The organism is Brooklawnia propionicigenes (assembly GCF_030297015.1).
GTDB classification, from domain to species: Bacteria; Actinomycetota; Actinomycetes; order Propionibacteriales; family Propionibacteriaceae; genus Brooklawnia; species Brooklawnia propionicigenes.
The window spans coordinates 87048-113441 of sequence record NZ_AP028056.1 but is presented as its reverse complement, the minus strand read 5'-3'; the positions used below and the strand labels follow the sequence as shown (position 1 = coordinate 113441).

At 64.8% G+C, this 26394-nt stretch carries 21 protein-coding genes; 6 read left to right on the top strand and 15 right to left on the bottom strand.

Features of this window, described 5'->3' with window-relative positions; translation table 11 throughout:
- Positions 1-84: 84 nt before the first annotated feature.
- From QUE25_RS00520 to QUE25_RS00490, 7 genes are all read right to left on the bottom strand, one after another.
- The gene (locus QUE25_RS00520; protein ID WP_286266541.1) at positions 85-1218 is read right to left on the bottom strand and encodes a sodium ion-translocating decarboxylase subunit beta; all 1134 of its coding nucleotides are present in this window, start codon (positions 1216-1218) and stop codon (positions 85-87) included.
- Position 1219: 1 nt separating this feature from the next.
- Complete coding sequence (locus tag QUE25_RS00515; RefSeq protein WP_286266538.1) at positions 1220-1732, bottom strand: acyl-CoA carboxylase biotin carboxyl carrier protein subunit; 513 nt, start codon at positions 1730-1732, stop codon at positions 1220-1222.
- On the bottom strand, positions 1729-2088 hold the full coding sequence (locus QUE25_RS00510; protein ID WP_286266536.1) for an OadG family protein: 360 nt from the start codon (positions 2086-2088) through the stop codon (positions 1729-1731). Before QUE25_RS00510 ends, QUE25_RS00515 begins: the two co-directional genes overlap by 4 nt.
- 33 nt (positions 2089-2121) lie before the next feature.
- Positions 2122-3699 carry an acyl-CoA carboxylase subunit beta gene (locus QUE25_RS00505; protein ID WP_286266534.1) on the bottom strand — a complete coding sequence of 526 codons (1578 nt, stop codon included), beginning with the start codon at positions 3697-3699 and terminating at the stop codon, positions 2122-2124.
- A 204-nt stretch (positions 3700-3903) separates the two neighbouring features.
- Positions 3904-5043, bottom strand: coding sequence for a glycosyltransferase family 4 protein (locus QUE25_RS00500; protein WP_286266531.1), 1140 nt, complete (start codon positions 5041-5043; stop codon positions 3904-3906).
- 14 nt (positions 5044-5057) lie between these two features.
- Entirely contained in the window at positions 5058-6260 is a 1203-nt protein-coding gene (locus QUE25_RS00495; RefSeq protein WP_286266529.1) for an NAD-dependent epimerase/dehydratase family protein, read from the bottom strand.
- Between the two features lie 54 nt (positions 6261-6314).
- Positions 6315-7493, bottom strand: a complete 1179-nt coding sequence (locus tag QUE25_RS00490) for an MFS transporter (RefSeq protein WP_286266527.1) — start codon at positions 7491-7493, stop codon at positions 6315-6317.
- 22 nt (positions 7494-7515) lie between these two features.
- Here QUE25_RS00490 and QUE25_RS00485 point away from each other — a divergent pair, with 22 nt between their 5' ends.
- Positions 7516-8259: an ROK family protein gene (locus QUE25_RS00485; RefSeq protein WP_286266524.1), complete on the top strand. Its 744-nt coding sequence runs from the start codon at positions 7516-7518 to the stop codon at positions 8257-8259.
- A 25-nt stretch (positions 8260-8284) separates the two neighbouring features.
- On the opposite strand, the gene QUE25_RS00480 is transcribed toward QUE25_RS00485, so the two are convergent.
- Positions 8285-9211: a proteasome assembly chaperone family protein gene (locus tag QUE25_RS00480; protein WP_286266522.1), complete on the bottom strand. Its 927-nt coding sequence runs from the start codon at positions 9209-9211 to the stop codon at positions 8285-8287.
- Positions 9212-9384: 173 nt separating this feature from the next.
- On the opposite strand from QUE25_RS00480, the gene QUE25_RS00475 reads away from it, so the two are divergent.
- From QUE25_RS00475 to QUE25_RS00465, 3 genes are read left to right on the top strand one after another with little or no spacing between them, the layout of a single operon-like run.
- Positions 9385-10917: a circularly permuted type 2 ATP-grasp protein gene (locus tag QUE25_RS00475; protein ID WP_286266519.1), complete on the top strand. Its 1533-nt coding sequence runs from the start codon at positions 9385-9387 to the stop codon at positions 10915-10917.
- Complete coding sequence (locus QUE25_RS00470) at positions 10917-11861, top strand: alpha-E domain-containing protein (RefSeq protein ID WP_286266516.1); 945 nt, start codon at positions 10917-10919, stop codon at positions 11859-11861. The genes QUE25_RS00475 and QUE25_RS00470 overlap by 1 nt, the downstream gene beginning before the upstream one ends.
- Positions 11852-12613, top strand: coding sequence for a transglutaminase N-terminal domain-containing protein (locus QUE25_RS00465; protein WP_286266513.1), 762 nt, complete (start codon positions 11852-11854; stop codon positions 12611-12613). The genes QUE25_RS00470 and QUE25_RS00465 overlap by 10 nt, the downstream gene beginning before the upstream one ends.
- 7 nt (positions 12614-12620) lie before the next feature.
- On the opposite strand, the gene QUE25_RS00460 is transcribed toward QUE25_RS00465, so the two are convergent.
- From QUE25_RS00460 to QUE25_RS00430, 7 genes are all read right to left on the bottom strand, one after another.
- Positions 12621-13523, bottom strand: a complete 903-nt coding sequence (locus tag QUE25_RS00460; RefSeq protein WP_286266511.1) for a transglutaminase family protein — start codon at positions 13521-13523, stop codon at positions 12621-12623.
- Positions 13513-16062, bottom strand: a complete 2550-nt coding sequence (locus QUE25_RS00455; protein ID WP_286266509.1) for a circularly permuted type 2 ATP-grasp protein — start codon at positions 16060-16062, stop codon at positions 13513-13515. The genes QUE25_RS00460 and QUE25_RS00455 overlap by 11 nt, the downstream gene beginning before the upstream one ends.
- Positions 16063-16073: 11 nt before the next feature.
- Entirely contained in the window at positions 16074-19535 is a 3462-nt protein-coding gene (locus tag QUE25_RS00450; protein ID WP_286266508.1) for a transglutaminase family protein, read from the bottom strand.
- Between the two features lie 135 nt (positions 19536-19670).
- Positions 19671-20393: an amino acid ABC transporter ATP-binding protein gene (locus QUE25_RS00445; protein WP_286268454.1), complete on the bottom strand. Its 723-nt coding sequence runs from the start codon at positions 20391-20393 to the stop codon at positions 19671-19673.
- Positions 20394-20410: 17 nt separating this feature from the next.
- A complete protein-coding gene (locus QUE25_RS00440; RefSeq protein ID WP_286266506.1) occupies positions 20411-22516 on the bottom strand; it encodes an amino acid ABC transporter substrate-binding protein/permease in 2106 nt (701 codons plus the stop codon).
- Positions 22517-22716: 200 nt separating this feature from the next.
- Positions 22717-23400, bottom strand: coding sequence for a response regulator transcription factor (locus tag QUE25_RS00435; protein ID WP_286266504.1), 684 nt, complete (start codon positions 23398-23400; stop codon positions 22717-22719).
- Positions 23397-24104: a sensor histidine kinase gene (locus QUE25_RS00430; protein WP_286268453.1), complete on the bottom strand. Its 708-nt coding sequence runs from the start codon at positions 24102-24104 to the stop codon at positions 23397-23399. Before QUE25_RS00430 ends, QUE25_RS00435 begins: the two co-directional genes overlap by 4 nt.
- A 102-nt stretch (positions 24105-24206) precedes the next feature.
- Between QUE25_RS00430 and QUE25_RS00425 the strand changes: the two genes are divergently transcribed.
- Both QUE25_RS00425 and QUE25_RS00420 read left to right on the top strand, forming a co-directional pair.
- A complete protein-coding gene (locus tag QUE25_RS00425) occupies positions 24207-24938 on the top strand; it encodes an ABC transporter ATP-binding protein (protein ID WP_286266501.1) in 732 nt (243 codons plus the stop codon).
- Entirely contained in the window at positions 24935-26371 is a 1437-nt protein-coding gene (locus QUE25_RS00420) for an FtsX-like permease family protein (protein ID WP_286266499.1), read from the top strand. Before QUE25_RS00425 ends, QUE25_RS00420 begins: the two co-directional genes overlap by 4 nt.
- Positions 26372-26394: the final 23 nt, after the last annotated feature.

Sequence of the window (26394 nt, the reverse complement as noted above, 5' to 3'; positions counted from 1 at the left end):
TGGTCCCGCAGAACAGCCGTGGAGCCGCGCCATTAGGACGCGACCCCACCGGTCGATCAAAGTGTGCTTGCGCACGATCAGCGATCAGATGGCTCCCGCCATCAGCGCCAGGACGACACCGCCGGCCATGGCCGAGGCGACCTGACCCGCTGCATTCGCGCCCATGGCGTGCATGAGAACGAAGTTGGTGTTGTCTTCCCTGCTGACTTCCTTCTGGACCACGCGGGCGGCCATCGGGAAGGCCGAGATACCGGCCGCGCCGATCAGCGGGTTGAACTTGCCACCGCTGAACAGATTCATCAACTTGCCGAAGAGCACACCGGCAGCGGTGTCCAGGCAGAACGCCAGCAGACCGAGCACCAGGATGAACAGGGTCTGGGGCTTGATGAAGTTCTGGCCGACCATGGTCGAACCGATCGCCAGGCCCAGGAAAAGGGTGACGATGTTGTTCAGTTCGTTCTGCGCCGCACCGGACAGCCGCTCCACGACCTTCGACTCGCGCATCAGGTTGCCGAGCATCAGGGTGCCGATCAGCGGCAGAGCGAACGGCACCAGGATGCCGACGATGATCGTCACCACGATCGGGAACATGATCCGGGTCCGCTGGCTGATCTCGCGTGACGAGTACGGCATGCGGATGGAACGTTCTTTCTGGGTGGTGAGCAAGCGCATCACCGGCGGCATGATGATGGGCACCAGCGACATGTAGCTGTAGGCCGCGACCGTGATCGGGCCGAGCAGATGCGGAGCCAGCTGCGCCGAGACGTAGATCGAGGTCGGGCCATCGATTGCACCGATGATGCCGATCGAGGCAGCCTCAGGACGAGTGAAGCCGAGCAGCAGGGCCAAGATCAGCGTCAGGAAGATACCGAACTGGCCGGCAGCACCGAGCAGCACCATCTTCGGATTCTCCAACAGGGGCCCGAAGTCGGTCATGGCACCGATACCGATGAAGATCAGCAGCGGAAACAACTCGTTGCCAACACCGATGTCGTAAAGGAACTGCAGCATGCCGGGTTCCTCAGCGGTGCCCAGCATCATCGAGATCGGCATGTTCGCCAGCAGACAGCCGGCGCCGATCGGCAACAGCAGGAGAGGTTCGTACTCCTTGGCGATGGCCAGGTAGATCAGCAGAATGCCTACTGCGATCATGACCAGGCCCTGCCAGCTCAGGTTATAGAACCCCGTAAGTAGGTTTTGGATAGTGGATGCGTCCATCTCAGTCCTTCACGAACCGCAGCAGGACCTGGCCGTACTTCACTTGGTCGCCCTGCGAAACATCCACCGACTCCACCACACCGTCCTGGCTGGCATGCAGGTCGTTCTTCATCTTCATGGCCTCCAGCACCATCACCACGTCACCCTTGCTGACGCTGGAGCCCGGGGTCACATTGATCTCGATGATGACGCCGGGCATCGGCGCGCTCATCGAATAGGCCAGATCGGCGCCACCGGCGACGGCCGGGGACGGGGTCCGCGGCTTGGCGGCGCGCATGGTCGCCGGCACCTTGGGAGCCACCGGCACACCGGAGGCCGCCGACGCTGCTGCTGCAGCGGAGCGGGCCTCGATCTGCGGAGTGATCGCAGCCTGAGCCGTGTCGGCCTGTGAGTTGAGCGTCACGGCGACGGTCTGGCCATCGATCGAGACAGAGAAATCGGTTGCCGAGAGTTCCTCGACATCAATGTCGTACTGATTGTTGTTGACGGTGAGCTGATAGCGACGCACTGTCATCTCCTCTGGTTAGTCATCTGGGAACTGCGCCCCATGGCTACCCAGCGGCTCGCCCACAGGCGCGAACCGGGAGCATAGACGCGATTAGCAGGAGCGCCCTGCTTGCGGCGCACATCCGCATGCACGGCGACGGCGACCGAGACCGCGGCGATCTGCTCAGGAGTCAGGCCGCTGTCGTCAGCGATCGTCATCCAGGCATTCTCGTCGGCCGGCTCGACCGACTCCAGTTCAGGTTCACTTGGTGCTTCTTCGATAGCGGCAGGGGCCGGCTGCTTGCCTGGGCGACCCAGAAGCATCAACACGACCATGAGTGCTATGAGCATGAGGAAGACGCTCCCCATACCCAGCAGCATCATCCACAAACCCCATCCAATGTCTGCCATCGCGGATTACACCGGGAACAGACCGTGCTTTTTGGCAACGGTCGGGGCGACTTTGGTTTGCAGAACCTCCAGCGCGCGCACCAGGCGCGGCCGGGTTTCCTTGGGCTCGATGACCTCGTCGATCTGGCCGAGGTCGGCAGCACGGTAGGGATTGAAGAACCGCTCGCGGTACTCCGCGATGAACTGCATCTCGGTGGCAGCGGGATCCTCGGAGTCGCGGATCTGCCTGCCGTGCAGCAGACGGGCGGCGCCTTCGGGACCCATCACGGCGATCTGAGCCGTGGGCCAGGCGAATGCGACATCCGAACCCATCTGCTTCGAGCTCAGGGCCACATAAGAACCGCCGATCGCCTTGCGGGTCACGATCGAGATCTTCGGCACGGTGGCCTGGCAGTAGGCGTAGATGATCTTCGCGCCATGGCGGATCACACCGTTGTATTCCTGCTCGACACCCGGCAGGTATCCGGGGCAGTCGACGAACGTGATCACCGGGATCGAGTAGACATCGCAGACCCGGATGAAGCGACTGATCTTGTCGGACGAATCGATGTCCAGCACGCCGGACATGACCATCGGCTGGTTCGCCACGATGCCGACCGGACGGCCGTCCAGACGGGCGAAGGCGCAGATCGCGTTCGGTGCGAATGACTCATGCACCTCGAGAATCGAATCGGTGTCGAAGATCTGGTCCAGCACCTGGCGCATGTCGTAGCCCTTGCGCTCGTCCTCGGAGACGATCGTGTTGAGCGACTCGTTCATGCGATCAGGATCATCGTCGCTGATCAGGATCGGCGCGTCTTCGGATGTGTTGGCCGGCAGATAGCTGAGCAGCAGCTTGGTCATCTCCAAGGCGTCCAGCTCCGACTTGGCCTCGAACTGAGCAACGCCACTGCGTCCGGCATGGACGGCCGCGCCGCCCAGCTCTTCGGCGGTGACCTGCTCGCCGGTCACCGATGCCACGATCTCGGGGCCGGTGAGGAACATATTCGAGGTCTGGTCGACCATGATGGTGAAATCGGTCAGCGCGGGAGAGTAGACGGCGCCGCCGGCACACGGGCCCATGATCAGGCTGATCTGAGGGATCACACCCGAAGCCGCGACGTTGCGCTGGAAGACCTCGCCGTAGGCGGCGAGGCTACGCACGCCCTCCTGCACACGAGCGCCGCCCGAATCGTTCAATCCCACGATCGGAATGCCGCTTTCGAGCGCGAGATCTTGAATCTTGTTGATTTTCTGAGCCTGTACCTGGCTGAAAGATCCGCCCAAAACGGTGAAATCCTGTGCGTAAACCGCCACACGACGACCGTTGATCTTTCCGAATCCGGTAATTACTCCATCGCCGGGATAACGCTTATCGGCCATCCCAAAATCGCTCAGATTATGAGTGGCCAACGCCCCCAATTCCTGGAAGGAGCCTTCATCGAGCAGGATGGACAGCCGCTCTCGCGCTGTCATCTTGCCCTTGGCATGTTGCGCTTCAATACGCTTTTGCCCGCCCCCCTGGAGAGCCTTATCGCGCATGTCCCGCAGAATCGAAAGATGATTATCTGCTGATGACTGCTCTGGCCTCACGGTGTCGGTCATTGTCACCTCGCTGTCACAAGTAGTGAGCACCGATAACCGATGCTGTGGCAAACCTAGCATGACACAGCCTTGCGCTGACGAGCCAGTTGCACCGGGTTTCCATCAGCGCAGGGACCCCAGTTCTGCAACTGTTGCAGGCTCGGTCGTTTCTCTTGCGCAGGGCCGGTTGGTCGGAGAGATTCGGTGTGACAGGTCGGCTACGGCTCAGGATTTCTCGTGCCGTAGTGCGTGGCGTTCGATGGCGAGTTCGTAGTATCCGACCAGTGCTTCGGTGGCGGAGCGCCAACTGAGGCGCTCGGCCTCGGCGCGGGCCGCCTGCGCCATCCGCCGCCGCAACTGCGGATCGTCGACCAGCATCCGCAGCTTGGTGGCGAACTCGAACGGATCATGCGGGGGCACCAAGAAGCCTTGGATCCGGTCGTCGAACAGGTGGGGAATACCGCCGGCATCCGCGCCGATCACCGGTACGCCGGAGGCCATCGCCTCCAGCCCTGCCAGACCGAGCGTCTCGGTCGTCGACGGGAAACAGAAGACGTCGGCGCTGGCATAGGCCTCGGCCAGTTCATGGCCGCGCAGATAGCCGGTGAAGACCGTATTTGTACCAGAGAATGCGCTTTCCAGGGACTCTCTGGCCGGTCCGGACCCCACGAAAGCGAACCGGACATCCGGCATTTGGTGTACCACCGGCAACAGATCGTCCAGATTCTTCTCGTTCGACAGCCGGCCGACATAGATCACCAGCGGCATGTCGGGATGGCTGTCGGTCAATCTGCGGCGCATCCGCTTGGTACGCGCGCCCGGATGGTACGTCACGGTGTCGACGGCCTTGGGCCACAAGTCGACGTCGTTGACCCCGCCGGCGATCGCTGCAGCCACCATCTGGGGCGATGTGCACAGGTTCACCTCCGCACGGTTGTGCAGGGTGGTTGTCCAGCGGTCGGCGGTACCGGCCAGCCAGGACAGGTGCAGATCCTTGGTGTAGCTGGCCAGCTGGGTGTGATACGAGGCGAGCAGGGGGATGTCGCGGCGTTTGGCGGACAGCACACCGTAGGCCGCCAGCCAGGCCGGGTTGACCGCGTGCACGACCTCGGGCCGGAAGGCGATCATCTGCTCGGCTATCTTCGGGGTCGGCAACCCGACCTTGATCTCCGGATACCACGGCCGGAAGCCGACCGAACGCACCTTGACGATGTCGAAACCTGCATAGACCGGGGGTGGGGAACCGGGCGCGAAGACCAGCACGTCATGGCCCATCGCCGACAACTCGTCCAAGGTGCGCAGCACCCTGGTGACCACACCGTCGATCTTGGGCAAGAAGACCTCGGTGAACATCGCGATGCGCATCGGCGAGGTCGCTCCTACTCCGCGGACGCCCGTGAGGCCGGGACGCCGGCCTGCTGGTGCCTGGTCCACAGTGAGGTCGCGGGAATGCGGCTGAGATCGGCACGATCGGCATAGCGCCCGGCGGTCTCGTTGATCTCCATCAGCAGGCCCTCGCTGAGGGTGATCGGATCCAGGCCGAGTGCCAAGAAGTTGTCGTTGTGGACGATGAGTTCGTTCTCCGCCGCCTCCTTGCGGGGGTCGGGCACCATCTCGACCTCGGCACCGGTCAACTCGGCGACCAGCGCCGCCAGATCGCGCACCCGGTGGGTTTCGGTCATCTGGTTGAAGATCTTCACCTTGTCGCCGGCGGCCGGAGGATTGTTCAGCGCGATCTCGATGCAGCGCACCATGTCCTGGATGTGGATGAAAGCGCGGGTCTGACCGCCGGTGCCGTGCACGGTCAGCGGGTAGCCGACCGCGGCCTGCATCAGGAAACGGTTCAGCACGGTGCCGTAGTCGCCGTCATAGTCGAAGCGATTGATCAGGCGCTCATCCAGCTTGGTCTGGATGGTGTTGGTGCCCCAGATGATGCCCTGATGGAGGTCGGTGATGCGTAGTTCGTCGTTCTTGGCGTAGTAGGCGAACATGGTCTGATCGAGCACCTTGGTCATGTGGTAGACCGAGCCAGGGTTGGTGGGGTAGAGGATCTCGGTTTCGACCAGGCCGTCATCGGTGGGCACCTGGATGCCGAGATAGCCCTCCGGAATGGCCATGCCGGCCGTGCCGTATCCGTAGACACCCATGGTGCCCAGATGCACCAGGTGGATGTCGTGACCGGATTCCACGATCGCGCAGAGCACGTTGTGGGTGGCGTTGACGTTGTTGTCGATGGTGTAGCGCTTGTGCTTGCCGGACTTCATGGAATAGGGGGCAGCGCGCTGTTCGGCGTAGTGAATGATCGCATCCGGACACTCCTCGCGCAGCAGTGCCAGCAGCCCGTGGTAGTCATGAGCGACGTCGAGTTCGACGACTGAGATCGCCCGGCCGCTGACTTCCTGCCACGCTGCTCGGCGTTCCACCATCGTGCGGATGGGGGTCAGGGACTGGACCCCCAGCTCCTCGTCGATCCGCCGTCGCGAGAAGTTGTCCACGATGATCACCTCATCGCCGCGAGCCGACAGGTGCAGGGACGCCGGCCATCCGCAGAAACCATCGCCGCCCAGAACCAGAACCTTCATCTCATCTCTTCCACTCGATGGTCATGCTCGGGACCTATGAGTCACAGTATCGGGTCAGTGCCGTGGGCGGTATCGCCAGGCCAGTAGGCAGGCCGCCAGGCCTGCGATCACGACGATGCCGAAAGCAGCACGCACACTGGAGCGTTCGGCCACCGCACCCATCAGCGGCGAGTTGAGTGTCAGGCCAAGCCGCAACGCGAAACCGACCAGGGAGATACCGGTGCCGGACGCCAGCCCGGGCAATCGTCCTGCCGCGCTGAACGCGGTCGGGACGATCGGTGCGCAGCCGACCCCGATCAGCACGAGTCCGACGTAGACCAACGGCGCCACCGGCGTGGCGATGACCACCAGGGCGCCGGCCGCGACCAGGCCACCGCCGACGCTGGCGACCGTTTCTTGGCCATACCGGTCGGCGAGCGGATCGCTGAGCAGGCGGCCGATCACCTGGGCGACCAGCATTACGGTCACCGCCATGCCGGCCGGCGAGTAGCCCAGGCCGAAATGGTCGACCAGATACAGCGCAGCCCAGTTGTTGGTGGCATCCTCCGGAACAACGCCCACCACACCCAGCAGCGCGAGCGGCAGAACCGGCAGCAGCCGCCGCCAGTTCGCCGGCGCCTGCTGATCGGCCTTCTGCTTGCTGTGCAGCTGCGCCAACCGCACGTCGGGCGGGATGACACCCATCCGATAACAGGCCAGCGCCAAGACGATGATTGTTGCCGCCATCACCCCACCATGAACGGCCAGCGGCACCCGAAGACCGGCCGCCAGCGACCCGGCCAGGGTCGCCACGGTGGCCCCGACGCTCCAGGTCGCGTGCAACGAGCTCATGATGGTGCGTCCGGCCCAGATCTGAACGGCCACTCCCTGGGTGTTCTGAGCCGCATCGATGTGGGCGTCCAGCACGCCCATCAGGAAGAAGGCGACGGCGAAGGCCAGCGGGCTTGCTGCGCCGGAGGCCAGCGCCAGCATCAGTGCGGCACCGATGGTGCTAACCAGGGCGACCTTCAACGCGCCGTGACGGGCGATGAAGCGTGCAGGCAGCGGGCCGACCACCAAAGCGCCGGCGCCCATCGCCGCCACCACGATCCCGTAGAAGTCGTCGCTGAGTTCGAAGGCCTGCTTGATCTCGGGCAGCCGGGGCACCAGGGTCAGCATCAGCCCGTTGGTGAAGAAGTTCAATGAGACCCCGACACGGGCACGCCCGGGTGAAGCCGATGACTGCCCAAGCACCAAGGCAGCTTACAGTTACCCCGTGCAGATCACTACGTTGACCGTTGACTGCGGAGGGTCCGGACTCAAGGCCTCGGTCCTGGACGCGGCCGGAACGATGAAAGCCCCCGTCATCCGCATTCCCACCCCCTACCCCCTGCCGCCGGCGCGACTCATCGAGTGTTTCCGAGAGCTCGCGGCCCAATTGCCGCCTGCCCAACGGATAACCATCGGCATGCCCGGGATGCTGCGTCACGGAGTGGTGATCAGCACGCCGCACTACATCACCGAACGCGGGCCACGCACTCGCGTGTTACCGCAACTGGTGACCGAGTGGGAGGGTCTGGACTTTCAGTCGGTGGTCTCCGACTCCCTCGGGATGCCCGCCAAGGTGCTGAATGATGCCGAGGTGCACGGCGCCGGGGTCATCACCGGTACCGGAATCGAAGTGGTGCTCACGCTGGGAACCGGCCTGGGCTCGGCCCACTTCGACGGCGGGCATCTGGCCCCGCATCTGGAGATATCCCGCGGGCCGATACGGATGTCGACCTACGACGAATACATCGGTGAGCCGGAACGCCGCCGGCTCGGCAATGCGATGTGGTCGCGCCGCGTCCGCCGGGTGGTCGACTCGTTGCGTCCGGTCTTCGTCTGGGACCGGGTCTATCTGGGCGGCGGAAACTCGCGCCGTATCACCCCCGGAGCGCTGATCGCGCTCGGGGATGACGTGGTGGTCGTCCCGAATGCCGCCGGCATCGCCGGGGGAGTGCGGGCGTGGACGCTGTGAGCGGCGTCGTGGGCTGTCGGCAGACTCAGTCTGTGGGCTGATCGCCGTCGTCCAGGCCCTTGAGGAATTCCTCAACCTCGGCGCCGATCTCCTCGGCGGTGGGCACGTTGGCACGCGGGGTGATCTGGCGATGGCTCATGTACTGCTCGTACTGCTGCTCCAGCCGTGCGACCACCTGCTGGGCCTCAGCCGAAGCGGCGACCTGCTGCTCAATCGTCTGATTCACTGTCTCGGACGACTGGGCGAGGCTCCCGTCGCTGGGCAACGCCAACCCGCTCACCGAGCTGGCCTGCTGGAGCAACGCGATCGCGGCATCGGGATAACCCGACTCGGCCACGTAGTAGGGCACATGAGCAGCCAGACCAATGACGTCCTTGCCGTGTTCACCCAGCCGCAAGGTGAGCAGACCGATGAACGGCGAACTCATCTGGAAGGTGCCCGGCAGACCGTCCCGATCTCCCAACAAGACGGGGTCGGAGGCGAAGCCTGACACATGAATGGGCCGAGTGTGCGGCGTGGGCGCCGGCACTGCCTGAAGGATCAGCACGCGTCCGATGTCGAAGCCATCCATCACGTGTTCGATGGAGGCGATCATCCGCTCCCACTGGAGCGCGGGTTCGGGGCCGGACAGCCAGAAGAACCCGGCACCAGCGTCGTCGGTCACCTTGTGCAGCGCGATCTCCGGCTTCTGGTAGTCGGTGAAGTGATCGCGATCGAAGATGATCTGCGGACGCTGTCCGGCGTAGTCATAGAGCTGATCGATGTCGAAAGTGCCCAGCTTGTGGTTGGCCAGCCGCTCCGACAGTTGGCGGCCGATCAGCTCCTGAGCCTCGCCGGCATCCCCGTAACCTCCAAGTGTGATCAGTAGTGTGGGACGCTCACCGTCGGGCTGTGGGTATTCGTCAGATTCCAGATGTGGCTCCGGATTGAACAGTTCAGCAGGGTCGAGCATGTCACCACCTCCGTTACTTGTTCGACCGATCAGGATATCAAACGCGGATCAGGCTGTCAGTATTCCTTCCACTGTATCCGGAGGGCAGGTGACCGAGTGCTCTGTCGCCCAGGGGACCGTGCTTGTCAACGAACCGCAACATGGTGGAAACATGTTTTCCTTAGGATTCGAGCATGGAGAGCCTGGTAAATCGGTATCACCCCCCCGAAGGCGTCTACGACGAGATGTTCGACGGCGAGGAGGTCCGGTCGTCTTATGGTCTGTCCTACGAGCTCATGTCGGATATGCCGAACACCGAGTTCATCGATCGTGCCGACTATGTGCGCAGTACGTACCTCGATCAGGGCGTCACCTTCGATGTGGGCGGTGTCGAAAGCCCCTTCCCACTCGATGTCGTGCCGCGCATCATCACGGCCGCCGACTGGGCGCAGATCGAGGCCGGCGTCCAGCAGCGAGTGACGGCGCTGGAGGCTTTCCTCGCCGACGTCTACGGCTCCGGCAAGGTCTTCGGCGACGGGGTGATACCGCGGCGCATCGTCGCCACCTCGACGCACTACCACCGGGTGGCGCACGGCATCCGGCCGCCGAATGGTGTACGTATCCACGTCTCCGGTACCGACCTGGTGCGCGACGCGTCCGGAGTCTTCCGGGTGCTGGAGGACAACGTCCGCATTCCCAGCGGTGTCAGCTATGTGATGACGAACCGCCGCGCCATGTCGACCGCGTTCCCCGAGTGGATGGGCCGGTATCAGGTGCGGCCGGTGCACGGATACCCGCAGCTGCTGCTGGAGGCGCTGAGGGCGGCGGCTCCGGAGGGCATCAGCGAGCCGACCGTGGTGGTGCTGACACCCGGTGTGCACAACTCCGCCTATTTCGAGCATGCGCTGCTGGCCCGCATGATGGGCGTCGAACTGGTGGAGGGCAGCGACCTGTTCTGCGAGAGCGGGCAGGTCAAGGCGCGTACGACCAAGGGCGCCCAGCCGGTGCATGTCATCTATCGCCGGGTGGACGATGACTTCCTCGACCCGATGTACTTCCGTCCGGATTCGGTGCTCGGAGTGGCCGGGGTGCTTGCCGTCGCCGCGGCCGGGGGAGTGACGATCGCCAACGCCGTGGGCAACGGAGTGGCTGATGACAAGCTGATATGCACCTATGTTCCGGACCTGATCCGGTACTATCTGGATGCCGAGCCGATCCTGGCCGGGGTGGATACCTGGCGGCTGGAGAATCCGAAGGATCGTGTCGAGGTGCTCGACCGGCTGGAGGAGATGGTCGTGAAGCCGGTGGACGGTTCGGGTGGCAAGGGTGTGGTGATCTGCCCCAAGGCGAGCCCCAAGGAGTTGGACATCTTGCGAGCCGCGATCTTGGAGGAGCCCCGCAACTGGATCGCTCAGCCGGTCGTCCAACTGTCGACGGTGCCGACGATGATCGACGGTGAGCTGGGTGCTCGCCATGTCGATCTTCGGCCGTTCGCCGTGAACGACGGCGAGAGCGTGAAGGTGCTGCCCGGTGGGTTGACCCGGGTCGCGCTTGGCGAGGGACAGCTGATCGTGAACTCCTCCCAGGGCGGCGGCTCGAAAGACACCTGGGTATTGATGGACGAAGGCGTGGGCAGTCAGCCACGCGCCCAGTTCTGGGGCCCGCCGGACATGACCGATGAACGAGATATGTTCGGTGTCGTCGCTACTCAGAGTCAGGAGTCCTGATGCTCAGCCGCATTGCTGGCTCGCTGTTCTGGATCGGGCGGTACCTGGAGCGTGCCGAGAACATCAGCCGCATTCTCGAAGTGAAACTGCAGCAGTTCCTCGAAGACCCCACGGTGGACGAACGGGCGGCATCGTCCAGCCTGCTGGGCGCGATGGGACTCGACATGCCGGAGCACACCGACGAACTCATCGATGCCGGCGCGGTCTTGCGGTACCTGTGGTACGACCCGGACAGCCCCAGCTCGGTGCGCGCGATCGTCGCGGCGGTGCGACAGTCGGCCCGCCGCATTCGCGAGACGATATCGCCGGAGTTGTGGGAGGCCATCAACACCACGTACAACGAGGTCTTCTCCGCGTCGTTCACGGCGATCCGGCCAACCGCGTCACTGCAGCTGGTGCGATTGCGTTGCGTGCAGATCGCCGGGCTGGCCAGCCAGACCATGGTGCACGACGAGGCCTATCACTTCTTCCTGCTGGGTCAGTCGCTGGAGCGCGTCGACATGACGTCGCGGCTGATCAGCACGGTGGCGGTGGAGGGCAACACTCTGGTCGCGTGGACCAGGGCGCTGCGGGCGGTCGGTGGCCATCACGCCTTCAACCGGACCTACTTCGGCGAAGGCGATTATCTGGACGCGGCCCGGTTCCTCATCGTCGACCGGCGTTTCCCGCACTCGCTGGTCTACGGATTGCAGGCCGTCCAGGACTCGCTCGGCGAGTTGGACCCCATCAACGTCAAGGCCAGACAAGATCCGACCGCCAGACTCGTGGGACGCACCCGCAGCCGGATGGAGTACCTCGATGCGTCCGAACTGATCGAGGGGCTGGAAGACCGGATGGAGCAGGTGCAGGTTGCCTGCGCCCAGGTGAGTGGGGAACTGACCGACCGGTACTTCGCCGGCATCGAGGTCTCGGTCTGGCACAGGGAGGTTCTGGTATGCGACTGAAACTTGTTCATACGGTGATCGTTGAGTCCGATGAGCCGATTCACGCGTGGCATGGCGAAGCGAGGATGACCCCCTGCTACCTGCCGAATCAGTCGCTGCTGCATCCGGTGGTGAGCATCACACCGTCGGCCTGGCGGCATGAGTATTTCGACTACTGGGGCACGGCAGTGGTGATGTTCAACGTGCCCGAGACGCATCTTCGGATGCGCGTGACGGCGGCCACCGAACTGGACTATTCGGCACCAGCTGCTCCGAACGGACGTGGTGTCGGCTGGGAGGCGCTGAAGGATCCGTCGGTGGACGAGCGATTCTGTGATCATCTGCGGCTGCCCGAGGGCCTGGAAGTGCCCGATCAGTGGCGCAGCTGGCGGGCCGAGGCGGCTTCACCCGCGGAGTTCGTGCAAGAACTTGGCCATCGCGGGCTGATCGACGCGGACGACGGTGGCGTGGTGCCCGCAACGATGACGGCGCTGCACTGGGCTGGGATTCCCTCGCGTTATGTGGCCGGCTACAGCATCCCCACCGAACTGGTGCGTGGCGTGAAGCGTCCCGCACAGGTCTACAACTGGTTGCAGTACTGGGATGGCCGGTGGGTCGCCTGGGATCCGCGGTTGGGTTGCGCGCCCGATTCCCGGCACGTGGCGGTCGGCTACGGAGCCACTCGCGAGGATGTTCCGGTGCTGTTCGGCGTCCACGATTCGTCGGGTGAAGTGCAGATGACCAGCGAGGTCACCGTCGAGCGGCTGAACTGAGGCGGTCTCAGTCCAGCCGGGTGACGTCGACGGCCACGTCCAGAACGCTGTCCCGGCTCTCGCTGAAGATGACGCCCTTCAGGGGTGACACATCACGGAAGTCGCGTCCCCACGCAGTCACCAGGTAGCGCGAATCAGCCAGTTGATCATTGGTCGGGTCCAAGTCGATCCAGCCGCGTTCGGGAATGTAGACCGATGCCCATGCGTGGGTGGCGTCCGAACCGGCCAGCTTCTCCTCGCCGGGTGGCGGATAGGTTTCAATGTAGCCGCTGACGTAACGGGCGGGGAGCCCGACGGCCCGGAAACTGGCCACCGCCAGGTGGGCGAAATCCTGGCAGACACCCGCCCGGGCATTGATCACTTCGGGCAGCGTGGTGGCCACTGTCGTGGCACCTTGGGTGTAGCTGAAGCCTTCGTAGATCGCGTGGTAGACCGTGCCGATCGCCTCGCCCACCGGCATCCGAGGATCCAGCAGACCGGACGCGAACTCGCGCACCGGAGTGCTCAACTCGATCAGCGGCGACGGCAGCAGGTAGCTGGCCCGCTTGACCGGATCGATCCGGGGATCGAGGTGCACCAGCTCGACCGTCCGATCGACAGGGATGGTCATGCTCGGCAGATCGGCGGCCGGCCACTGGACGGCCAAGGTGGCGGACTTGCGCACCTGAAGTTGGGTATGCGGGGTGTGGATCTCCACATAGTGCGAGTGATTGCCGAAGAAGTCGGTGTGCACCTCGTACAGGTCCGGCGCCGGAGAGATCTCCACATCGTGGTCGAGTACCTGTTGATGCGGTGTGACTCGCGGGACGAGGAAAGCCCGAGCGAACGATGCGGTCACCTCGGCGTCATAGCGGTACCTGGTGCGGTGGACGACCTGATAGCGACGTGGGTCATTGTGCTCAGTGGCCATACGCATCCTCCGACCGCTCAGGCACCGCGAACGAGAACGCCGGCAACTGAGTGACAAAATGTGCCTGCTGGATCTGATCAGAGAGGTCGCGAAGCCCGGCATCGAGTTCGTCGAGCAGGAGGCGCGCGCGTTGCCGCTCATTGCCGCCGAGCCGGCGCGGGTTCGTACTGGCCAGACTGGCCACGAGCGCGGCTGCGGCCTGCTCGATTCGTGGGTTGGGCGCGACGCTGAGGACATGGATGAGCCGGTCCAGCTGGTAGCGGACCGATCTCGGGTTCGAGGCGTCCAGCAGCAGCAGGTCCAACGTGGCCTCGGCAGGGATGACCGCCCCGAAGCTGGCCGCCACCCGGCGATGGTAGGTGATCACCGAGTCGCCGGCACTCAGCACTGACTCGCTCAGCACCGCTTCGGTGACCGGTCCGGTCACCGAGCTCACCGTGTGCCGCAGCAGCTGGACGGTCAGCTCGGCCCGCTCTATGCGTCGACCGGCCTCGACGAATGCCCAGGTCGCGTCGCGCACCAGCGACTCGTTGGCCACCCCGGCGAAGGCCAGCAGCGAACGCAGGGCCTCATTGATCACCGGCTGCACAGCCAGGAGATCCTCGCCCTCGCGCGCCTGCCGCAGCGTGGCATTGAGCGCATTGAAGATGCTGAAGGTGTCGCCGCTGAGCAATTCGCGAACGTTCGCGGCGCAGGCCGCCATCCGTCCCACGTTGTAGGCGACACAGCCCTGAGTTATCTCGTCGAGCAGCAGCCGGCGGATCTGCGGCAGCGGCTCGTCGAGCCGCTCGGCCGCGCCCTGGCCGACGAAGCCGGGCTGCACCCCGGTGACCATGGACAGCGCCTCCAGCATCGTCCGCATCGCCGAATGGCCCGGGGTGCCGGGTCGATCCAGGTTGTCGGCGATCAATTGCTCGGAGACCTTCAGCACCCGCGAGGTCATCTCGGTGCGTTCGGCGTAACGGCCCAGCCAGAACAGGTTCTCCGCCGCGCTGGGTGGCAAGCCGAGGTCGGCGGCCTCGGCCGGCAGGTGGGCGGGACGACGCGGTGAGATCCCGGCCGACGGTGCCTCGCGATGGCTGTCCTCCAGCACCCAGACGTCCTTGCTGAAGGCGCCGGTTGCATTGGTGATGTTCCACTGGTCCGGGCTCGAGGCCACCCGGGCGAGGCCACCAGGCATGAACGAGTAGGACGCGCCGTCGGCGGCGCCGAATGTCCGCAAGACCATCGGACGAGGCTCGATCGAGCGGGCCTCCACGACGGGCACGGTGCTGGGCTCCAGATACTGCTGGGCGCTCCACCGCCACGGTTCGGCATCGATGCGGGCGAGCAGCTGGGAACGTGCTTGTTCGTCCAGCAGGCGTGCCGGAATCGCGCGTGCCCCGCGGACCCGAGAGATCGGCTTGATGATCAACGAGTCGAGATGGCTCTTCACGTAGGCCAGCCCCTCCGGATCGCCGCACCACCAGGCGGGGACCGTCGGGAGCTTCAACGACTCGCCGAGTAGCGACTCGGCGATGCGGTCCATGTATGCCAGCAGGCCGTTGTTCTCGAGGATTCCGGAGCCCAGATGATTGGCCACCGATACCCGATGCCGGCGGGCAGCCTGCAGCAGGCCGGGAATGCCGAGCAGTGAGTCGGAGCGCAGGTCGAGCGAATCGGCATACTCGGCGTCCAGGCGGCGGTGCAGGATGTTGACCGGTTGACTGCGCCCGATGGTCCGCAGCCACAGATAGCCGTCGGCGATCTGCAGGTCACCCGATTGCGCGATCGGGTAGCCGACGAGCATGGCGACCAGGGCCTGGTCATAGGCGGTTTCGCTGATGGTGCCGGAGCTGAGAATGGCCACCCGCGGGCTGTCTGCACCGGGGGGCAGGGTGTTCTCCAGCGCCACCCGGATCTGGTCGAAGAAGCCACGCAGCCGGTGGATGGAAACATGCCGATAGTCGCGGTCGAGCACCCTGGCCACCAAACGCCGGTTCGCCATGGCATATCCCATGCCCGAAGGCGATTGGGTGCGGTCGGACAGAACCGTCCAGCAGCCGCTGGCCGCACGCACCAGATCGGTGGCCACGATGGTCAGCTGATGATCGCCAGTGAGCGTCAGGCCGTCGACCGCCGGCAGGAACCCGCGGTGCCCCAGCACCAGTTCGCTGGGTACCACGCCCGAATGCAGCAGCGTGCGCGGGCCGTAGAAGTCGGCCAGCATGGCGTTCAACAGCTCGGCACGCTGCCGCAGCCCGGCCTGCAGGCCGGCCCATTCGGCGCTCGACATGATGAACGGCAGCACGTCGACCGACCAGGAATTGGCCAGTTCACCGGGACGCGAACCGCCGTAGGTGATCGCCTCGGAGCGAACCAGCCTGGTCAGCGCGCGCTGCCGCCGTTGCCAACCCGGATACTCGACCTCGGAGAGACTGGGAGTGAATCCCAGAATGTCCCGGTCGGCAAGCACATGGGCCAACTCATCGTGGCCACCAGCGCGCTGCACGTAATCGCGCAGTACCGGGCTGATGCGCTGATCGACGGCTTGGCTCACGCCAGCCAACTTTAGATGCTCTCTTCCAGCACGTCGTGCCAACGTTCGAATCGGCGTAGATCCAATGTCACCGGGTACTCGGCGCTACCCCAATCCGACACGCCGGGTATCTCGAGGTGTCCCGATGTCTGGTAGGGCTCGAACCGGGCGGCCCGCCGTGATTCGGCCTCGACCGCATTCACCGGATAGGTGTCGAAGCTGCGGCCACCGGGATGCACCACGTGATAGCGGAAACCGCCCAGCGATTGGCCACTGATCTTGTCGACCAGATCGAAACGCAGCGGGGCGTGTACGCCGATGGTCGGGTGCAGCGAGGACGGCGGAGACCACGCCTTGTAGCGCACGCCGGCCGCCAGCGCGTCGGAACGTCCGACCGACCCGACGCCCCAGCCGTGCCCGATCACCGGGGTCAGCGGCAGCGGCACGCCGTTGACCATCAGCAGATGGCGTTCCGGAATCAGGCCGGTGGACGCCACCTGCACGCGCTCCACCGAGGAATCGACATAGCGGGCAGTGCCGCTGAGGGTGACCTCTTCACCGAGCACCTGCCAGGGCTCGATGCCTTGGCGCAACTCCAGGTCGACATCGCCCAGCTGCACCTCGCCCAGGATGGGGAACCGGAACTCCAGGAACGACTCGAACCAGGCGAGGTCGAAGCGCTCGCTGATGGGCAGTGCGGCGTTGAGCTCGTCGAGCACGTTCCACAGGTCGGCGGCCGCGAAGGCTGGCAGCAGATAGCGGTCGTGCAGCCGGGTGCCCCACCGCACCAGCGGCGCGCGGTACGGCTCTCGCGCGAATCGCCACAGCAGTCCGCGCACCAGCAGCGCCTGCAGCAACGACATCCGCTCGTGGGGTGGCATCTCGAAACCGCGCATCTCGAGCAGGCCGGCATGTCCGCCGCGCCGGTCGGGGTTGTACAGCTTGTCGATGCAGAACTCTGCGCGGTGCGTGTTGCCTGTCAGATCGGTCAGCAGATGACGCAGCAGCCGGTCGGTCAGCCAGGGCTGCGAGTGACGCTGCCGTTCCAGTCGCTCCTCCAGCGTTTCGTCCGTTCTCCAGTCCGCGGAGATCGCTTTCGCGATGTCGTGCTCCACGGTCGGGTCGGTCAGCATCTCGTCCAGCTCGGTGAAGGCGATGTCGAGCTCGTAGAGCGTGCCCGGCAGCCCCTCGTCGACCCGCGGGGCCTGGCTGGTGGGCCCGATGAAGCGGCCGGTGAAGATGTACGACAGCCCGGGATGATGCTGCCAGTAGGTGACCATGGAACGCAGCAGGTCGGGACGGCGCAGCAGCGGGGAGTCCTGCGGCGTGGGACCACCCAAGGTGATGTGGTTTCCGCCGCCAGTGCCGGTGTGGGTGCCGTCCAGATCGAACTTCTCGGTGGTCAGGCCCACCTGCCGGGCGTCTTCGAACAATGTGGTGGTCAGCTGGACGAGGTCGCCCCACGAGCTGGTGGGCTGCACATTCACTTCGATGACCCCGGGGTCGGGGGTGACGCTCAGAGTCTGCAGGCGATCGTCGCCGGGCAGGGGGTACCCCTCCAGGACGATCGGGGTCTGCAGCGCAGCGCAAGCGTCCTCGATGGTCGCGATCAGCCGCAGCGCATCGTCCAGCCGGTCGATCGGCGGCAGGAAGCAGAAGAGATGACCGTCGCGTTCCTCGATAGCCAAAGCGGTGCGTGGTGCAGATTCGATCGGTAGCTCTCTGGCCGGTTTCACGCTGGTCTGGTGCCCGTCCGGCAGCGGCCGTGTGGCATCGCCATCGGCATTGCGGACGATATCGGGCGCCGCTCCCCAGGCGAGCGCGTTCAGCGGCAGCCGCAACCCGATGGGGGAGCTGCCGGCGGTGAGGAAGATCGCCCGTCGACGCGGACGCCAGCGGGTGGTCGCCCAGCTTCCGCCGTCCGGATCGTCGGGGTCGACGAAGACCGGGATCACCCAGCCGGCGGGTTCGGTGGCGGCGTCATCGAGCCGATCGACCAGCTGCTGGCGGGCGTGCTCGTTCGCCAGCAGCTCATCCGAGGGGTCGGGGTCGATGTCGGGACGCGGACCCCACGGCAGCTGGGCCGCCGACACCGCCGCCTGCACGGTGTCCTCGTAGACGGGCAGCACGAATTCGTCCGCGATACCCAGCCGGGCGGCGATCTGATGAGCCAGCGCATCGGTGCCGGCTGTGGCGGAGGGCTTCGTCCACGGGTTGACCAGCAGAGCGGGGTGATGCCAGATCGGCTCGCCGTCGGTGCGCCAGGCCAGTGTCATCTGCCAGCGCGGCAACGGCTCATCCGGGTACCACTTGCCCTGGCCGTGATGCACGAGCCCGCCGTCGGCCCAGCGCTGCCGCAGCTTGTCAGTCAGCTTGGCGGCCAGTTGGCGTTTCTCTGGGCCATCGGCCGCAGAGTTCCACTGCGGGCTGGCGGTCTCGGCCGCAGATACAAAGGTGGGCTCTCCACCCATCGTCAGCGCGATGTCCTCGTTCGCCAGGCCGGCGTCGACCACCTGCCCGAGGGTGTCGATGGCATCCCACTGGTCATCGCTCAGTGGCTTGGTGACCCGGACGTCCTCATGGATCCGGGTGACCTCGTTGCTGAAGCTGAACTCGACCTCGGCGATCCCGGTGCTGCCGGTGATGGGGGCCGCGGTCGACGGGTGGGGCGTGCAGGACAGGGGGATATGGCCCTCACCGGCGAACAGCCCGCTGGTCGCGTCCAGCCCGACCCAGCCCGCACCCGGGATATAGACCTCTGCCCAGGCGTGCAGATCGGTGAAGTCGTGTTTGACGCCTGCCGGACCGTCCACCGGTTCCATGTCGGCCGCCAACTGCACCAGGTAGCCGGAGACGAACCGGGCGGCCAGACCGAAGCGACGCAGAATCGACACCAGGAGCCAGGCCGAGTCACGGCACGATCCGATCGCCCGGGACAGCGTATAACCGGGTGTCTGGACTCCCGGTTCCATCCGGGTCGTGTAGGCGACGTCGTCGCGCACCGCCTCATTGAGCCGCACCAGGAAATCGACCGTGCGCAGTCCGCAATCTCGCCACTGGGATTCGGGCAGCCGGCTGGCGATCCACTGATCGACCAGATCGCCATCGGCGGGCGAGTCGAGTTCGGCGGGCACCTGATGCAGGTACGGCTGCAGATCGGTGGCCAGCTCGTCCGGGTAGCTCCAGCCCATCTCGGCGGCGTATTCCTCGACGAAGAAGTCGAACGGATTGATGACCGTCATGTCGGCGATCAGATCGACGGTGAACTGAAGCTCGTTGACCGGCTCGGGGAAGACCAGCCGGGCCAGGTAGTTGCCGAACGGGTCCTGCTGCCAGTTGATGAAATGGTCCCCGGGCACCACACTCAGCGAATAGGCCTCGATCGGGGTCCGGGTGTGCGGAGCCGGTCGCAGCCGCACGGTGTGCGGATTCACGGTGGTCGGCCGATCGAACCGGTATGTCGTTTGATGCTTGAGGGCGATGCGGATCGTCACCGGTTCAGGATATGAGACGCGGCCCGCCATGATGGCCGGCTCCGCGGGCTGTTCGCCAACCGTAACGTGGCGGTCTCATGCGCTATAGGGGTCGCGGCGCCCCACCCGCGAGGGGCAGGGCGCCGCGACCGACGTCTACAGCACCTTGGCCAAGAAGTCCTTGGTCCGGTCGTTCTGCGGATTCGCGAGCACCTCGCGCGGGTCGCCCTCCTCGACGACCCTGCCGTCGGCCATGAACAACAGCCGATCGCTGACTTCGCGGGCGAAGCCCATCTCGTGAGTCACCACGACCATCGTCATGCCTGCCGCGGCCAGTGCTTTCATGACATCGAGCACCTCACCGACCATCTCGGGATCCAGCGCGGAGGTGGGTTCGTCGAAGAGCATGATGTCGGGATCCATCGCCAGAGCCCTGGCAATGGCCACGCGCTGCTTCTGGCCGCCCGACAGCTGGGCGGGTCGAGCATCGATCTTTTCGGAGAGCTTGACCTGTGCCAGCAGGGATTCGGCACGGCTCCTCGCCTCGGTCTTGGACAGCTTCTTCAGCATGCTGGGAGCCAGCATGATGTTCTCGGCCACCGTCTGGTGCGGGAAGAGGTTGAAATGCTGGAAGACCATGCCGATCTTCTGGCGCACCTGGTTGATGTCGGTGTTCTTGTCGGTGAGATCACGACCTTCGACGATGACCTTGCCCGATGTCACTTCTTCCAAGAGATTCAGGCAGCGCAAGAAGGTGGACTTGCCGGAGCCCGACGGCCCGATCACGGCGACGACCTCACCTTGGTTGATAGTGGTGGAGATGCCCTTGAGGACCTCGTTCGAACCGAACGACTTGTGGAGATCGGTGACCTCGATCATGGTCTTGGCTGACTCGCTCACTTGTTGATCCTCCGATCGATCCGGTTCGACAGCTTCGTGAGGGCGGAGATGACGATGAAGTACATGGCACCGACGATCAGCCAGACCTCGAAGCTGCGGAAGTTGCGGGCAATGATCTGTTGCCCCTGATAGGTCAGCTCGGCGAATCCGAGCACGGCCAGCAGCGACGTGTCCTTCAGCGTGATGACGAACTGATTGATGAACGAGGGCGTCATAATCTTGACTGCTTGCGGAACGATGATCTTGCGCATCGACTGCATCCAGTTCAAGCCGAGGGAGCGCGCGGCCTCCATCTGGCCGGTATCAACCGACTGAATACCGCCGCGAACGATCTCGGTCATGTAGGCGCCCGCGTTCAGCGAGAGCGTGATCACACCTGCGGTGAGTACGTCGAGCTTGATGCCGAGCGCGGTCGGCAGGCCGAAATAGAAGAAGAAGGCCTGGACCAGTAGTGGCGTGCCACGGAAGATGTCGACGTAGACCGACGCGATCGACTGCAAGATCTTGTTTCCGCTGACCTTGAGGAAGCCGAAGACCACGCCGAGTACGGAGGCGAAGACCAAGGACAGCGCGGTCGCGGCGAGGGTGAGCAGCAGGCCCTTGAGCAAGGCCGGCATGCTCTGGACGAGCAGACCCCAGAACGACTGACTGGAACCACCGGCATCGGGTGCTTTCAGGTACTTGTCGATGATCGCCTGGTAGGTGCCGTCGGTCTGCATGCCGCTCAAGCCGGCGTTGAAGGCTTGGAGCAGCTCCGGGTTGGAGCCCTTCAAGACGGCGAAACCGTAGCTCGAGCCCTGCTCCTTGGGTGTGACGATTTTCAGTCCGTTGCCCTGGTTGATCCCGTAGGCGAGCACCGGGTAGTCGTCGAAGACGGCTGCTGCGTTGCCGGTAGCCACCTCGGAGTACATCGTGTCGGCTTTGTCGAGGGCCTTGACGGTGAAGCCGTACTGGTCGGCGATCGATTGGGCGAAGGTGAGACCTTCGGCGCCGGTCTTCGCGACGACGGTCTTGCCGCTCAGATCCTCGTAGCTGGTGATGGTGTCGTCGTCGGCCCTGACCGCCATCTGCACACCGGAGTCGAAGTAGGGCGCTGAGAAGTCGAAGACCTCCTTGCGGGCATCGGTGATCGACATGCCGGCAATGACACCGTCGGCTTGGCCCGAGGTGACCGCCTGCAGCGCCGCGTCGAAGCCAAGAGCTCTGATGTCGACGCTGAATCCCTGACGTCGCGCGATCTCATTGATCAGATCGATGTCGATACCGGTCATTTCGCCCGACTCGTTGCGGTATTCGAATGGCGCGAACGTGGTGTCGGTGGCGATGACGAAGGTCTTGCCCTGCACACCCTCGACCTGGGCGTCATCAGCAGGGGCGTTACTGCCGAGGTACTTGGTCAGCAGTGCGTGATAGGAGCCGTCGGCCTTCATCTCGCTCAGGCCCTCGTTGAACGCCTGGAGCAGTTCGGCGTTGGAGCCCTTCAAGACGGCGAAACCGTAGCTCGAACCCTGCTCCTTGGGGGTCACGACCTTGAGCCCGTTGCCCTGCGCGATCCCATAGGCAAGCACGGGATAGTCGTCGAAGACGGCGGCTGCGTTGCCGCTGGCGACCTCGGCATACATCGTGTCGGCGCTGCCCAGGGCCTTGACGGTGAATCCGTACTGGTCGGCGATCGACTGGGCGAAGGAGAGACCCTCGGCACCGGTCTTCGCGACGACGGTCTTGCCCCTCAGATCCTCATAGCTGGTGATCGAGGAGTCATCGGCCCGCACGGCCATCTGCACACCCGAGGAGAAGTAGGGCGCCGAGAAGTCGAAGACCTCCTTGCGCGCGTCGGTGATCGACATGCCGGCGATGACACCGTCGGCCTGGCCCGAGGTGACGGCCTGCAATGCGGCGTCGAAGCCGAGAGCCTGGATGTCGACGTTGAAGCCTTTTCGCTGTGCGATTTCTCGGATCAGATCCATGTCGATGCCGGTCATGTCGCCCGATGCATCCCGGAATTCGAATGGCGCAAACGTTGTGTCGGTCGCGATCACGAACGTCTGGCCTTCGACGGGCCCCTCCGCATGTGCTTGGAGCGCGGAGACGCCGAACGTCATACCGATGAACCCGAGCAGAAGCGTGATCAGGGCTCCGGTCCTAGCCGCGCTGGCGCGACTCCTGTGAGAGATGTGCATGGTTACGTGTCCTCCATGGTCGCGACCGTGATACTTGGCCGACGCCGCGATGCTAGGCCGACTTCGGCGGTCTTTCTGCCGGAACTGCGAGGCGAAACACAATGGAAACACGACCGGTCCGGTCAGATCAGCGGACCATGGTCGTCGGCCAGAAAAGCCAGAATTGCCCGGACGCGACGGTTTTCTTCGTCCGGGGTCAGCCCGAGTTTCATGAAGATATTGGAGACGTGTTTGGCGACTGCGGCGTTCGACAGCACCAGTTCGGCAGCGATCTGGCCATTGGACAGACCACGAGCCATCAGTTCGAGCACCTCGAATTCGCGAGGGCTCAGTTCGCCGAGCCCCGATCGGCTGGCGCGCATCATTGCTCGCGCCACCTCGGGGTCGATCACCATGCCACCCGCGCACACCACGCGCAGCGTGCCGATGAAATCGGCAACCTGGGACACCCGGTCCTTCAACAGATAGCCCGAGCCACCCGAGTCCGGGGCGGCAGGCAGCGCGAACAGCTGCTGCGCATACACCGGGGCAACATATTGGCTCACCACGAGCACCGACAGTGCGGGGTAGGCCGTCTTCATGTCGAGCGCCGCTTGGAGACCGTCATTGGCCATCGTCGGCGGCATCCGGACGTCGGTGATCAGTAGCTGCGGCAACCGGCCCTGCTCGGCAAGCTGCTGCACGGTTTGCCGCAGAGCGTCCGCGCGGGATTCCTGGGCCACGATCTCGAATCCTTGGCGCTCCAGCAACCCGGCCAAGCCCTCGCGCAGCAGTGCGGAGTCGTCCGCGATCGCCACGGTGGTCACAGCGTCACTCCCGGTTCTCCTCGCTGCAGCAACAACGGTATGGACGCCAGTACCTGCGTCGGGCCGCCCATTGGGCTCGAGATGGTCAGTTCGCCGCCGACCGCGGCCAGTCGCTCGCGCATCCCGGCCAGGCCATGGCCGGCGGCGAAGCGGGCTCCGCCCGGGCCGCTGTCCACCACCGAGACGCGAAGCAGCTCGTCGGCGGTCAGCAGCACGCTCACCTCTGCTCGGGGGGCGTGCTTGGCGGCATTCGCGATCGCCTCGCAGGCGAAGAAATAGGCGGTGGCCAGCACCCCTTCGGGTATGGCGGGCAGCGGGTTCGGGCAGACGATGCGGACCTGGGTGGCCGCCGCCTCGGCCACATCGGCCAACGCCGCGGCAAGGCCCTGCTCGGTGAGGATCTGCGGGTGAATCCCGCGCACGGTGACGCGCAGGGCATCAAGTCCTCGCTGGATCGCTGCCTGGGCCTCACTTAGTCGCTCGGCGAGTTCGGGATCGCTGGCCACGGTCGCCGACAGCCTCGCCTCGCCGATCATCATGGCTGCGGCCACCAGGTACTGCTGGGTGCCGTCGTGCAGGTCGCGCTCGATGCGGTGACGTTCGACCTCGTAGGCGTCCACGATGGCACGCCGTGATGCGGTCAAGGCGGCAATGGTCTGGGCAGCTTGATCCTCGTGCGAGACCTGCTGGCTGTGGCGTCGCATTCTCACGCTCTTCAACCTAGCCCAGCCGGGTAGTGCCAGCACTACCCCAAGATGGGTGTGTGCACTGTTCGGCGAGTGCCCGATCTCACCTGAAATGGAGCCATGATCTCAATACCGACATCACCTCACAGCTCGCCCCTGCTGGCGACCCACGACATCACGAAAAGCTTCGGCGCCGTCCGTGCGCTCGCCGGCATCAGCGTGCGGGTGGAACAGGGCGAGTCCGTCGCGATCATGGGACCGTCCGGTTCGGGCAAGTCAACCCTGCTGCACTGCCTGTCCGGGGTGCTGGTGCCCGACGACGGCGTTGTCGACTTCGACGGAGGTCCCCTGTCGGCGCTGAACGACCGCCAGCGTTCGCACCTGAGGCTCAGCGAGTTCGGCTTCGTCTTCCAGGACGGTCAATTGCTGCCCGAACTGCCGGCCCGGGAAAACGTTGCCCTGCCGCTGATGCTCACCGGCACGTCTCGGCGCCTGGCGCTGGCCGCCGCAGACGACATGCTCGGCCGTATCGGCTTGGGCGAACTGCGTGGCCGACGTCCCGGCGACATGTCCGGCGGCCAGGCCCAGCGCGTCGCGATCGCGCGCGCCATGGTGGGGCACCCGCGTGTTGTCTTCGCGGATGAACCCAGCGGCGCACTCGATCAGGCGTCCGGCCATGAGGTGATGCAGTTGCTCACCACCACCTGTCGGATCGCCGGGGCGGCGCTGGTGGTGGTTACCCATGACATCAACGTGGCCCGCTGGTGCTCGCGATTGATCGAGATCCGTGACGGTATCGTCCACGCCGACCGCAGGCTGTCGGCCGCCACGACATCGGGGGAGCTCCGATGAGCATCAGTTCCGCGCCGGCTAGGGTGAGTGGGCTGTTCAGCTTCACCGCACACCTCACCAAGGCCAGGTTCGCATCCCGGCAAGGTGAATCGCTGCTCTATCTGGCGGCGATCATGGCATTCATCATCAGCTCGGCGCTGGCGCTGACCGTGGCCGGCGGCACCTGGATGTTCTACAACCGTTGGCAGCACCCGCATGGGTTGTTGCTGGAGGTGCTTACCGAGGACAGCACCTTCGACATCGTTCCGCAGAGCTACTTCATCCTTGCGGTCTTCGCGTGCGCGCTGCTCATCCCGGCGACATATTCGCTGGCCTCCGGGGCTGCGGTGCTGGGCGCGCGAGGCCGCGAACGGAGGCTTGCCGCACTGCGGCTGTTGGGCCTGTCGTCGGGCGATGTGACCCGGATGGCGTTGATCGACACGCTCGTGCAGGCGACGATCGGTGTCGGCATCGGTGCGGTGATCTATCTCGTGACGCTGCCGCTGTGGAGCAGGCTGACGATGCTCGGCATGCCGCTGAGTGCCGAGGAGATGCTGTTGCCGTGGCCGCTGACTGCCGCCATCTGTGTGGCCGTGATCGGCTTGGGCGTCGCATCGGCATGGTGGGGCTTGCGTCAGGTACGTATTTCGCCGTTGGGCGTTGCGCGGCTCGGTACTCGTCCTCGGCTGAAGGCATGGCGCATCGTGCTCGCTGGGCTCGTGCTGATCGCAGGCTCGGTCGCGATGTCGGTTCTGCCGCTGGGTAGCGGGGTGGCGGGATTCCTGCTGATGGCGGGGATCATCGTGATCATGATTCAGGGCTTCAACATCGCCGGCCCGTGGCTCCTGCAGCAGATCAGCAAACTGATCGCCCGGGCCCCGCGACTGTCGGTAATCTGGGCCGCGCGGCGGATCGAGGCGCACCCCAAACAGACCTGGCAACGGGTCGTGGGTATCTCGCTGCTGGCATTGATCGGCGGGTACATGGCATTGATGCCGATCGAGATCAACGGTGGTGACGACACTGCGGGCCAGACATTCGTGCAGGCCACTCAGTGGGACTTCACCAAGGGTGTCATCATCACTCTGGCCGTCGGTTTCACTCTGACCGCTGCTTCGATCTTCATCACGCAGGCCTCAGCGGTCTTCGAGCGCGCCGAGCAGACCATCGCCATGTACAAGATGGGTGCCCCGTTGGCCTTCAGCACGAAGGTGATGTGGCTGGAAACGCTGGGACCGCTGGTCTTCTCGGTGGTGCTCGGCGCGGGTTTGGGGGCTGCGATGGCCTATCCGATGTACCGCTATGCCACGAGTGTCGGTGTCGTCTCCGACGGTGGGCCGATCGTGATGGCGATCGTCCTGATCGCCGGCATCGTGCTGGCCATGGTTGCGCTGTGGGCCTGCCGACCACTCCAGCGTCGCGTGCTCGCGACTCAACACCGAGCGAACGATTGATCGGAATGTGACAGTCTGGACCG